Genomic DNA, 12,008 nt, shown 5'->3' on the forward strand with positions numbered 1-12,008 from the left:
AAGGTTAGTGTAATTCAAATATAACCTAAGTTAACCCTAAATGTGTGTTTATTCGACAGAAAGTATCGTTTCCCTTTTACACCGGGAAAACCCCTATAAAAAAACATCGGTTGACAGGGCGTCAAACGATGTCTTGGCTTCCCCTTTTCAAAGACTGCTCGATCCGATCTAGTGCTTTTTCGATGGCTTCCTCGATCTCACCGGCACAACAGGCATAAGCCTGTTCATTCCGGCCAAAGGGATCGGCGATGTCTCCCTCTGTGCCAATAAACTCCCTGAGCGAAAAGACTTTCCCGTCGTTCCCCGGCGCTGCTTGCAACACCATGTCCCGGTGACTTCCCGTCATCGTGAGAATGAGGTCGGCCTCTCTGATGAGAGCTTCATCGAGCGGTCGCGACGCGTGTTCAGACAGATCAAGGTTCCGATCCGCCATCACTTTTTGGGCATGAGCTGATGCGGGCGCTCCCGGCCAAGCCATCGTGCCGGCAGAAGCTACCTTTACTTGCTCCTTTAATCCACGCTGAGCGATCCCTTTTTGGGCCAGCACCTGTGCCATCGGACTGCGACAGGTATTGCCTGTACATACGAAGAGCAGCGTAAACAGGTTGATCCCTCCGGCATTTCCACACCGGCCCTGTTTGAGCCGGATTATCCTATCAAAAGCTTAATACCTATGCCTAATAAAATCAACCCTCCGACGATCTGGGCCGTGCTGCCCAAGAGTTGACTCACTTGTCGACCGATCAACGCACCGGCGACGGTCATGATGCCTGCCACGACGCCAAAGGTCAAGATCGTCGGAACCAGTTGGGCGCCGACGGTGCCCAGAGAAAAACCCACGCTCAGGGCATCCATGCTCACAGCGGCACCGATGACGATCAGCCCCCACAAGGTCGGCGTAAAGGGGCGTCCGGCGACAGCGGTTCCTGCGGTCGCGCCAATCGCTTGACGATTTCCCCAGGTTCGATTCGACCCCGGTAGTTTCATCCCCTGCCCAGGCAGGTTGCGCCCATGAAGCGGATCTTCCGGTTCTTTCTTCCAAGCATGAAAGAGCATGCGTCCACCGAGAAAAAATAGCACCGCTGCGCCGATATAGGTGGCCAGTTGGCCGATAAAGTGTCCCAGGGTGGTGCCCAAGACGATCCCGATCCAAGGCATGAACACGTGAAAGAGGGCTACAACCAGCCCCAGCAAAAAGGCGTCCCTCCGCCGAACCCCTTCCAGGCCGATGCCGATGGCCATGGAAAAAGCATCGGCACCTAATCCAACTGCCAAAATACCTAGAGCCCAATAGCTCATCCCCAAACCTCCACTTTAGCCACATCGTGCGATGGCCTTCGTTCGCCTTGGGCCGCTGCGTCGAGCTGCATCGACTACGCTACAGGTATATGCAGGCAATAGACAAGCAAGAAGGACTATTCGCGCCAAATCCGCCCGCCAGCCGCTTTCGTCAGCCGGTTCATCAGCGCCATGCCGATGCCTTCCCGAGGATAACTCTCCGCAATGATGGCCGTCACCGGCGTCTCATCAAAGGATCGCAAAGATCCAAACAATCGATAGGCCACTGACCGTAAGTCTTCCCGAGAACCGGCTAAACGAACCTGGTATTTTGAGCCGCACTCTTGGGGCAAAAGATGCTTGATGTGCTCGTAGGTCTCTGCGGAGATCAGCAGGCCTAGTGGGTCTGTTTCTTTCTCCAGCAGTACCGTTATCGCTTGTACCTGCTCTTTCCACGACCCCGTAAGCAAGTAAACAGGCGCCTTGGGCGCATAGTGGGCATATTTCATACCCGGCGAACGAGGGGCCGAACTATCGGGCGAGGCAGCCTCCCCGTTCGTTTCTAAGAGGCAATGCTCAGTCGTTGCCTCTGAAGGCCGCTCTGATATTGCTTTGGTTACACTGGGTTCCCCGTCTACTTCGACTCCTTCGAAATGGATCGACAGCATTTCTCGGGTGATGCCGCCGGGGCGCAGAATGACGGGATGATCACCGGTCACATCGACGACCGTCGATTCCAGCCCCACCGTACACTCTCCCCCGTCGACGAGACCGTCGACTCGCCCCCAGAGATCCTGCCGCACATGGCCGGCTGTGGTGGGACTCGGTTTTCCCGAACGGTTCGCCGATGGCGCAGCGATGGGAACTTGGGCGCTCCGGATCAGTTCCCGTGCCACCGGGTGGGAGGGCATGCGAATAGCCACCGTCGACAGCCCTGCCGTCACTTCCGCTGGAACCTGGTTCGATGCCGGTAAGATCATTGTCAACGGACCGGGCCAGAACAGTTTCGCCATCTTCTGTGCCATCGGCGGAAAATCAGAGACGAGCGGCGTCAGTTCGTCCAGACTGGCAATATGTACGATCAAGGGGTTGTCGGAAGGCCGCCCTTTCGCCCGAAAGATACCTTGAACAGCTTGCACGTCTAAGGCGTTGGCCCCTAAACCGTATACTGTTTCCGTTGGAAAGGCGACCAGTTTTCCCTCCCGGATAAGTTGAGCCGCTTCTTGTAATTCGTCTATGCTAAAGTTGTGCGGGGCGACCCGCCAGATTTTTGTTTCTGTCATCGTTTCATCACACCATATCAATCACTTTAACCGCTTTTCTATCCTGTCTAACCTTGTTGATATTTGCTCATGTGCGGTCTGTATTTAAATGCAGACTTTTATTTTTATTCATGATGTCAGCAAGTTCATCCCGGAGCAGGTTCTACGCTAGAAGAGCCATCCCAGATAGCGAACCCCTACATAGACCGTGGAAATGACGATACTGATCAGCATCAGCGGGAAGGCGACTTTCATAAAGCCCATGAAGGAGATGGGAAATCCGTTCTTCTCGGCGAGACCAGCGACGATGACGTTCGCCGAGGCGCCGATCAAGGTACCATTGCCACCGAGACAAGCGCCTAAGGCTAAGCTCCACCAGAGCGGATTCAAATTCATCCCGCTCATCTCCCCCATCGCCTTGATCATGGGGATCATGGTGGCCACGAAGGGAATGTTGTCCACGAAGGCCGAGGCGATGGCTGAGATCCAAAGCACAAACATGGCGGTAGGCCCAAGGAGACCGCCTGTCAGTTTCAACCCTTCTTGAGCAATCCAGCAAATGATCCCTAAATGTTCCAAACCGCCGACAAGCACGAAGAGCCCGACGAAAAAGAAAATGGTCGGCCATTCCACGTGCAGTAGAATATCCTCCGGTTCCTCCCGGGTGATGGCTAAGAGCAGAATGGCACCAGCTAGGGCGATCGTCGCCGATTCCAGGCCGAACAGCCCATGGAGGATAAAGCCCAGGATCGTCAATGCCAAGACAAAGAGCGACTTTTTCAGCAGAGCCCAATCTTTGATCTGCTCGCGCTCATCAAAAGCGACGACCCGTGCTTTTCGTTCTTCCGTCGTGACCAAATCATTTCGGTAGAGAAAACGTAAAATCACCATATTGGCAATGAAGATGATCACGATCGGCAACGTTAGATTCAGAATGAAATCGTTAAAAGACAATCCTGTCGACGATCCGATCATGATGTTCGGCGGGTCCCCAATCAGAGTGGCTGTGCCCCCGATATTGGACGCTAAGATCTCGCTGATTAAAAAGGGCATGGGGTTCACATCCATCTCCTGAGCAATGGAAAAGGTCACCGGTACCACCAGGAGAACCGTCGTCACGTTGTCCAAAAAAGCAGAAGCGACCGCCGTAACGGTACTCAACAGCACTAAAATCCGCAAGGGCTCCCCTTTCGCCACCTTCACCGCTTTCACGGCGATAAATTCGAAGACACCGGTCCGGCGGGTGATGCCGACGATGATCATCATGCCGATCAATAGACCGAGCGTGTTGAAGTCGATCGCATGGATAGCATCTTCTTGCGACAAGATGCCTACGAGCAAGAAAACGACCGCACCGAGCATAGCTACGACCATGCGGTGCATCTTTTCAGAAATGATAAAACCATAGGTCAACAAGAAGATAATCACCGCAACGATCACCTGTGTTTGAGCAGTCACGAGAAACCCCTCTTCTTAAATCCCGACTTTTCCACATCCTAGAACAGGACCATCTTCCGAATCAATCGCTGTGCCGAACACTAGCCATAACCCAGTTTAACTTTATCCATCCGGTTCTTTTTCATGCAACCCATGACGATCCGATCATGACCTTGAAAATCGGGAAGGACACGGATCTCGTCAAAGCCATGCCTTACTAGCAGTTCAGCCACAGAAGGCCCTTGGTCGAAGCCGATCTCCAAAGCGATCAGCCCTCCTGGTACTAATACCTTGACGGCTTGCGGAATCAGGCGACGGTACACCTGAAGACCGTCATCGCCACCGTCCAAGGCCAGGCGAGGCTCAAACTGGGCTACTTCCCGCTGAAGGCCGCCGATATCTTCTGTGGGGATGTATGGCGGATTGGACAACACCGCCTGTAACGGTAACCCTGCTGCGATCACCGGTTCGAGCAGATCGCCTTCCCAGAAGGTAATACGGTGGACCAGGCCGTTTCGCTCCGCATTCCCCCGGGCTGTCGCCAACGCTTCCGGGGAAAGATCGGTGGCAACCACATTGGCATGGCGCAACTCTTTGGCCATGGCAAGCGCAATCGCTCCCGAACCAGTTCCTACGTCAGCCAACCAGATCTCTTTCCCGACAACACTACCTCGAACTAGTGGAGAATCGGGATCCACCGGAGCTTTGTCAGCATTATCTTTACCCAGGCCGCCCATGTCGGATCCTTGGTCCTGCTTTTTCGGGAAACCAGCCATTTTCTCTTTCAGAGACGTTACTGCCGCTTCTACAAGCAATTCCGTATCGGATCGTGGGATCAGCACAGCCGGATTCACCTGAAGTTCCATCCCCCAGAATTCTTGACATCCTGTAATATACTGCAGTGGGCACCCCTTAGAACGCTCCCTCACGAGCCCTTCAAGCTTTTCGACCATTTCCACAGAGAGCGGATCTCGTAAGGACGCCAGCAAACCGGCTCGGCTTTTTTCCAATCCGTACGCGAAAAGTACCTCCGCCTCCAGCCGCGGTGACGATAGTTCCATATGTTTAAACAAAAAAACCGTCGCCTGCAGAGCTTCCCCAACAGTCGCCGGCTTCTTTTCCCAGATTCCCATCGTGAATCACCTTGCGTTTCTTCCAACATTGCTCTTTTCGACACCCAGCACAACCGGTAGAATCGGAAAAGCGCATAGACACCACAGTCTACCCGAATGATGACGGCGTGATGCCTATGCACTATTGAAATCCCCTTGGCAGAGATTTTGAGCCGATTAAAGATGATCAACAGACTAAAGACTACAGGCAGATAGCGAAATCTACTGCATGTTTTTCATCTTCTCCGCTTGGTCTGTGGCGATCAACCCGTCGATGATTTCTTGAATATCTCCGTCGAGGATCGCTTCCAAACGGTGTAAGGTGAGGCCGATGCGGTGGTCTGTGACCCGCCCCTGGGGGAAGTTGTACGTACGGATGCGTTCGGACCGGTCTCCGGAACCCACCATGGACTTACGAGCGCTGGCCATTTCGCCGTGCTGTTCTTCCTCGGCTTTTTCCAACAGGCGAGCCCGCAATACCCGCATCGCCTTCTCCCGGTTTTTCAGCTGTGACTTTTCGTCTTGACAGGAGACGACAATGCCTGTAGGCAAGTGGGTGATGCGGACAGCCGATTCGGTCTTGTTGACGTGCTGACCGCCGGCGCCAGAAGAACAGAAGACGTCGACGCGCAGTTCGTTCGGATTGATGTCGATCTCCACCTCTTCCGCTTCCGGAAGGACAGCCACGGTAGCGGCTGAGGTGTGAATTCGGCCGCTCGACTCGGTCGCCGGGACCCGTTGGACCCGGTGAACACCCGATTCGAACTTCAATTTCGAAAAGGCCCCTTGCCCTTCGATCAGGACGATCACTTCTTTGAACCCGCCGATGTCGGTGTAGTTCGCCGAAAGGACCTCGGTCTTCCATCCTTGCCGGTCGGCGTAGCGGTTGTACATGCGATAGAGGTCGCCGGCAAAGAGGCCGGCCTCTTCACCGCCGGTGCCAGCCCGGATCTCGACGATGACGTTCTTGTCGTCGTTCGGATCTTTCGGCAAGAGCAAGATCTTGAGCCGCTGTTCCAACTCCTCTTGTCGTTCCGAAAGTTCGTCCAGTTCCATCGAAGCCATCTCTCGGAGTTCCGGGTCCGATTCTTCGAGCATGGCCTTCGCGTCATCGATGCCGGTGAGGACGTTCTTATATTCCCGAAAGGCCTCGACGATCTCCGTCATGCCCGCTTGGGCTTTGGCATGGCGCTGCCACGTCGTTTGATCACCGATGATATCGGGGTCGCTCAACAGTTGGGTCAGTTCTTCATATTTTTGTTCAATAATTTCTAGCTTATCGATCATATCGCTTCACCTGCATCGGCAAGAGTGGTACATACCTTGGGGTAGATCTGTTCTGGTTCCGTCGAAGCCTCTTTCGCTTCGGACGTCTCCGGTTGCGGTAGAACTGCTTGTAAAGCGCGGATGGCCACTTCCACTTGCTTGTCATCGGGCTCGCGTGTGGTCATGTTCTGCAGCCACAGCCCCGGCAGAATAAAGAGCTTCATCAGCCAAAACCGAGGATAGCGTCCGGAGAGTTTGATGATCTCATAACTGATCCCCGCGACAAAGGGAACGAGGGCGAGCCGATAGGCCGTCTTCCAAAAGAGGGTCGCATCCGGTAATAAAGAAAAGACGAAGATCTTGATGACCATCACGAAGAGCAGAAAACTGGTGCCGCAGCGCGGGTGCAAGGTCGTGTGGCGCTGTACATTAGCGACAGACAGTTCTTCGCCCGCCTCATAGGCATGGATCGTCTTGTGCTCGGCGCCATGATATTGAAAGACCCGCTGGATGTCGGGCATACGCGCGATGACCGCAATATAACCAAAGAACAGGGCAATCCGGACCGCCCCTTCGATGACGTTTTGCCCGAAAAGGCTGGAAATCACTTGGCGGGTCAGGTGGGCCGCCGCCGTCGGCAAGAAGATGAATAGACCAGCCCCCAAAATCATAGCCATGGAGATGGTCACCGTGATTTCCCAGGCCGACAATTCCTCTTCCTCTTCATCGGCCGCTTTGTTCGCCGAGAAGGACAGCGCTTTGACACCGAGGATCAGTGCATCGAGCAGCGCCCCAGTCCCCCGGATGACGGGGGTCTTCATGAGGGCGCCGTTCATCCAGGATGCCACCGGCTGCTTATTCACCACGATCTCCTCATTGGGGCAGCGGACAGCGATGGCCATTTCTTGAGGGCCTCGCATCATGACGCCCTCAATGACGGCTTGGCCGCCGTATTGAAATTTCCCCATGTCACTTCTCCCCCATAGAAAAATAGCAGAGCTTTGTGCAGGCTCTGCTACTTAAGACTTATAGACCGTACTTTTTCTTGAACTTATCAACCCGTCCACCGGCTTCAATCGCGCGGGTCTTGCCGGTAAAGAAAGGATGGCACTTGGAACAAACGTCCACTTTGATCTCCTTACGGGTCGAGCCGGTTTCAAAGGTTTCGCCGCAAGCGCAGCTTACCATAGCCCGGTCAAATTTCGGATGGATGCCTTCCTTCACAGGGTTCACCTCTTTCTCAAGGATCGGTCCTTTTTCAGAATCAATCCGGACTCTGGCCTCTCAGTCAACACCCGAGATTATATCATAGCCCAAGCTATGGTGCAAGAGTCAGATTATTCGTCTCCCTGTGCAGTTTCGAAGATTATACTTTTTTACTGGTACTGCGTATATAAGCGAGCGGATTGACGGCTTGGCGGTCCAGGCGCACTTCAAAATGCAGATGAGGACCGGTGGCGACGCCAGTCGAACCGACTAAGGCCAGTGAATCGCCCTTATCTAACTTATCTCCCTTTTCGACGAGCAGCTTGGAGGCGTGCGCATAGAGCGTGGACACACCGAAGGCATGATCGACGATGACCGTATTGCCGTAGATCGGCAGCCAGCCGGCATAGCTCACCTGGCCGCTCTGGGCCACCCGTATGGTTTTCCCCGTATCGGTGGCGATGTCGACACCGTGGTGGAATGATTTATGGCGAGGGCCGAAGGTAGAAGTGATGATCCCTTCCAGGGGGAATCGCATCGAAGAGAGCAGTGCGCCGCGCGATGCGAAACGGGGGTTCTCGGCCTCCCTTTTATCGTTCGATGACGCCTCTTCCGCTGTGGAAAGCTCCGCAGTCGAATCGGCAGGGGGCTCTACCGTCTCGACCGATCCCGGGATGATCAGAGTCCGGCCAACGGCGAGCACCTGGTTCGGATCGAGATGGTTAAGAGCGCACAGTTCCGAGGTTTTTAAGCCGTAGGAACGAGCAATGCCGTATAAGGTCTCCCCTTCAGCGACCCGATGGGTCGCCAAATCTTCCGGGATGGCCTCTTGTTCGCTCGGCACTGCGTCAGAGGCTAACATCGTCAGACTGTCCCCTTTGAACAGGCGAAAGAGCCCGTCCTCTCCTTCATCGCTGTAGGCTGGTAAGGGAACAGACAAGGATAGGGCAATCGAAGACAGAACGAAGAGACGGGTCATCCCCCACGGGCGGTTGCCGTCTCTTTCTGATTTAGACATGGTAAAAAAAATCACCTCAGAATCATTTACGGTCCATTTGGTATTTTCACCAAAATCCGTAAATGTTATTCGAGGTGATGTTGCAATACTCGTTTACCAACCCGGCGCTGTGCACGGCGCCGCTGAGCCCATTGCAATATGGGGAAATAGGCTAGGAAATAAGCTGCCACCGAGTCGATGGCACTGCCGGTGAGAAAGACAGCGCCTGTCTGCCGCCAGAACTCCAACGTGAACAGGTGATGGTGCCCTCCGTGAAAATTGACTGATTCCCCCCAGATCAAGGAGCCGACGAAGATGTTCGAGGTGACAAAGAGCGGAATGGCCCACTTGAACAGGAGGGCGGTGATCACTGCGGCTAGCCGGTTTCCTCGAAACAGCGCCGCAAAAGCCCAGGCCGCGAAGACACCGAAGCCGATAAAAGGCCCGAATCCCGAAGCAAACCCGAAGGCGATACCTCGGGCCAGCGCTTCCGGCTGATCTTTGACCCGGAGCAGGCGCAGATAGTTAAGGCGCATATACCGTTTGAAGTTCACCCAGTAGGTCAAGGTGATTTCCCCCTGAATTTTTCTGTCAATACATCCGTCACCTCTATTGTAACAGCCTACGATAGAAAAAGCCAGTTTGGCGAATCACTTGACGCATGGTTATATCTATTTTTGCGGTGATCCTAGAGGAGCTATTTTTGACTGCATCGACCTCTTCCGAAGTTCGGCTTTTTATCCAGTCTATGCAGCGCATCGATAAATCGAATCGTTCCGGTGCGTCCGCGAATGACGACTGTATGGGTCCGGGCGCCTTGCGAGGTGAACTTAACCCCTTTGAGCAAGCTCCCGTCGGTGATGCCCGTCGCCGCGAAGATAACTCCGTCTCCCCGAACCATATCATCGAGCAAAAGGATCTTGCGGGGATCTTCTAATCCCATAGCCCGGCAGCGCGCTTCTTCTTCCTCAGTCTCTGGAACGAGGCGCCCTTGCATCTCCCCTCCCAGGCAGCGGATAGCAGCCGCAGCGATCACCCCTTCAGGAGCGCCGCCGATCCCCATCATGATATCCACCCCCGAATCGGGGAAGGCGGTAGCTACTGCGGGAGCAACGTCGCCGTCGGTGATCAGTTGAATCCGAGCTCCTGCCTTTCGACAGCGGCTGATCAGTTCATGATGGCGAGGACGATCCAGGATGACGACGCTGAGTTGTTCCACTTCTTTACCGAGCGCCTTGGCCACATTGTTGAGGTTTTCTTCCACCGGTGCGTCGATGTGGATGCATCCGGCCGCTTCGGGACCGACAACGATCTTATTCATATACATGTCCGGGGCATGGAGCAAGCAACCTTTATGCGCGGCCGCCAGTACGGCGATGGCCCCGCTTAGCCCTTTGGCGACGATATTCGTCCCTTCCAGGGGATCGACGGCGATATCCAGTTCCAGCCCGCCGTTCCCTAAACCGACTTTTTCGCCGATATAGAGCATCGGCGCTTCGTCCATTTCGCCCTCGCCGATGACGACAGTGCCCCGGATGTTGATCGTATCGAACATGGCACGCATGGCTTCGGTCGCCGCATCATCGGCAGCGTTTTTGTCGCCTCGTCCCATCCAGCGGGCCGAAGCTAGGGCAGCTGCTTCGGTAACACGGGCAAATTCGAGCGCCAGTTCTCTGTACATTATGTATTCCTCCCAAAAATAAAAAAACGGGCCGGGTTGGCACAATGAGCATCCCAGCCCGCAGGTTGAGTTTTGCCTTATTTGTTTTTGACCGTTTCCCAGTCTTTCAGAAACTGTTCAATCCCCTTGTCGGTTAGCGGATGTTTTACCATCTGCATGAGCACTTTGTAAGGGATGGTCGCGATCGGCGCTCCGGCACGGGCGGCAGCGGTGACATGGAGGGGATGGCGGACGCTGGCGGCGATGATTTCCGTAGCCAGGCCGTGAATGTCGAAGATCTCCACCATCTCACGGATGACGTCCAGCCCGTCATGGCCTACGTCGTCGAGCCGTCCCACAAAGGGGCTCACGAAGGTGGCACCGGCGTTCGCCGCCAATAAGCCTTGGTTCGCTGAAAAGATGAGTGTTACGTTGGTGCGGATCTTTTCTTGGGACAGGCGAGAGGTGGCTTTTAATCCTTCGGCGCACATGGGGATCTTGATGACGATGTTCTTATGGATCTGGGCCAGTTCCCGGGCTTCAGCGACCATGCCCTCTGCATCGGTGCTGATCACTTCCGCCGAGATAGGTCCGTCGACAATCGCCACGATTTCTTCCACCACTTGGCGGAAGTTACGACCTTCCTTGGCAATCAGTGACGGGTTGGTCGTTACGCCGCTGATGACACCGAGGGCATTCGCTTCCCGGATTTCATCAATGTTGGCGCTGTCCAGAAAAAACCTCATCGTTCCAACTCACCTCAAAGAAATATTCATCCATCCAAACGTTATCTGTACCATCATGACTATTGTGCGACATTTTACGGGCTATGACTCACTTTCGCCCAAATCGCTCAATCCGTCATAGCGCCCTGAATTTTAGGCACAAGAATGCTTATACTTTACCGTTAGACCCGAAAATACGAATTTTCTCCCGGATGACCTCGCTCATTTTTGTCTTAGCCGGCCCTAAGAGTTTGCGCGGGTCAATCTCTTTTGGGTTCTTCGCGATGGCTTCTTTGACGCCTTCGACAAAGGCTTCCCGCAGGTTCGTGTCGATGTTCACCTTGCGGACGCCCAGCTCGATGGCTTTGCGGATATCTTCTTCCGGTACCCCAGATGAGCCGTGCAGGACGATAGGAGCGTCGACGAGGGATTTGATTTTCTTCAGGCGCTCGAAGTCCAGTTCCGGACGGCCTTTGTATTGTCCATGGGCCGTTCCGATGGCGATAGCCAACGCATCGACGCCTGTTTCTTCGACAAACCGTTTGGCATCGTTCGGGTCGGTGAATAGGGCATCGCGCTCATCGACGTGGATGTCGTCTTCGGTCCCACCGATTTTTCCGAGTTCCGCTTCTACCGATACACCGACGGCCCGTGCTACCGCGAGGACACGGTTGGTGATGGCGATGTTTTCTTCCAGAGCATATTTAGAACCGTCGATCATGACTGAGGAAAAGCCGCTGCGAATGCATTGCATGCACTGGTCAAAGCTGGTGCCATGGTCTAAGTGCAAGGCGACCGGGACGAAGGTTTTTTCGGCGGCAATTTTCGTTAAAGCGACGATGTACTCGATACCGGCATACTTAATAGCCCCTTGCGAGGCCTGAATGATGACGGGGGCTCGCTCCGCTTCCGCGGCGTCGATGATCGCTTGGACAATCTCCATGTTGTTGCAGTTGAATGCGCCGACGGCGTATTTGCCCTCTTCGGCTTTTGCCAACAGGGGGGCCATTGGAACCAAAGGCATGTGAAACATCTCCTCCTTGATATGTGTCCATCTGTAAAGGT

13 protein-coding genes are annotated in these 12,008 nt (G+C 54.4%); all 13 read right to left on the reverse strand.

Annotation, left to right across the window (positions count from 1 at the left end; translation table 11 throughout):
- Positions 1–121 precede the first annotated feature (121 nt).
- Positions 122–652 carry a low molecular weight protein arginine phosphatase gene (locus tag H1S01_RS08390; protein WP_341479063.1) on the reverse strand — a complete coding sequence of 177 codons (531 nt, stop codon included), beginning with the start codon at positions 650–652 and terminating at the stop codon, positions 122–124.
- On the reverse strand, positions 649–1,299 hold the full coding sequence (locus H1S01_RS08395; RefSeq protein WP_188039636.1) for a manganese efflux pump MntP: 651 nt from the start codon (positions 1,297–1,299) through the stop codon (positions 649–651). The genes H1S01_RS08390 and H1S01_RS08395 overlap by 4 nt, the downstream gene beginning before the upstream one ends.
- 116 nt (positions 1,300–1,415) lie before the next feature.
- On the reverse strand, positions 1,416–2,561 hold the full coding sequence (locus H1S01_RS08400) for an L-threonylcarbamoyladenylate synthase (RefSeq protein WP_188039637.1): 1,146 nt from the start codon (positions 2,559–2,561) through the stop codon (positions 1,416–1,418).
- Positions 2,562–2,708: 147 nt separating this feature from the next.
- Positions 2,709–3,998 (reverse strand): SLC13 family permease, encoded by a 1,290-nt coding sequence (locus H1S01_RS08405; protein WP_188039638.1) that lies wholly within the window; start codon positions 3,996–3,998, stop codon positions 2,709–2,711.
- A gap of 80 nt (positions 3,999–4,078) precedes the next feature.
- Positions 4,079–5,110 carry a N5-glutamine methyltransferase family protein gene (locus H1S01_RS08410; RefSeq protein ID WP_188039639.1) on the reverse strand — a complete coding sequence of 344 codons (1,032 nt, stop codon included), beginning with the start codon at positions 5,108–5,110 and terminating at the stop codon, positions 4,079–4,081.
- A gap of 201 nt (positions 5,111–5,311) precedes the next feature.
- Positions 5,312–6,376: a peptide chain release factor 1 gene (prfA, locus tag H1S01_RS08415; RefSeq protein ID WP_188039640.1), complete on the reverse strand. Its 1,065-nt coding sequence runs from the start codon at positions 6,374–6,376 to the stop codon at positions 5,312–5,314.
- Entirely contained in the window at positions 6,373–7,323 is a 951-nt protein-coding gene (locus tag H1S01_RS08420; protein ID WP_188039641.1) for a DUF1385 domain-containing protein, read from the reverse strand. The genes prfA and H1S01_RS08420 overlap by 4 nt, the downstream gene beginning before the upstream one ends.
- Before the next feature lie 58 nt (positions 7,324–7,381).
- A complete protein-coding gene (gene rpmE, locus H1S01_RS08425; protein ID WP_188039642.1) occupies positions 7,382–7,579 on the reverse strand; it encodes a 50S ribosomal protein L31 in 198 nt (65 codons plus the stop codon).
- Positions 7,580–7,721: 142 nt separating this feature from the next.
- On the reverse strand, positions 7,722–8,579 hold the full coding sequence (locus H1S01_RS08430; protein WP_188039643.1) for a peptidoglycan DD-metalloendopeptidase family protein: 858 nt from the start codon (positions 8,577–8,579) through the stop codon (positions 7,722–7,724).
- A 65-nt stretch (positions 8,580–8,644) separates the two neighbouring features.
- Positions 8,645–9,124 carry a DUF2062 domain-containing protein gene (locus H1S01_RS08435; RefSeq protein WP_188039644.1) on the reverse strand — a complete coding sequence of 160 codons (480 nt, stop codon included), beginning with the start codon at positions 9,122–9,124 and terminating at the stop codon, positions 8,645–8,647.
- Positions 9,125–9,255: 131 nt separating this feature from the next.
- On the reverse strand, positions 9,256–10,239 hold the full coding sequence (gene glpX, locus H1S01_RS08440; protein ID WP_188039645.1) for a class II fructose-bisphosphatase: 984 nt from the start codon (positions 10,237–10,239) through the stop codon (positions 9,256–9,258).
- Between the two features lie 77 nt (positions 10,240–10,316).
- Complete coding sequence (gene fsa, locus H1S01_RS08445; RefSeq protein ID WP_188039646.1) at positions 10,317–10,964, reverse strand: fructose-6-phosphate aldolase; 648 nt, start codon at positions 10,962–10,964, stop codon at positions 10,317–10,319.
- Between the two features lie 148 nt (positions 10,965–11,112).
- Entirely contained in the window at positions 11,113–11,967 is an 855-nt protein-coding gene (locus H1S01_RS08450; RefSeq protein ID WP_188039647.1) for a class II fructose-1,6-bisphosphate aldolase, read from the reverse strand.
- Positions 11,968–12,008 lie beyond the last annotated feature (41 nt).

The organism is Heliobacterium chlorum, assembly GCF_014502795.1.
GTDB classification, from domain to species: Bacteria; Bacillota; Desulfitobacteriia; order Heliobacteriales; family Heliobacteriaceae; genus Heliobacterium; species Heliobacterium chlorum.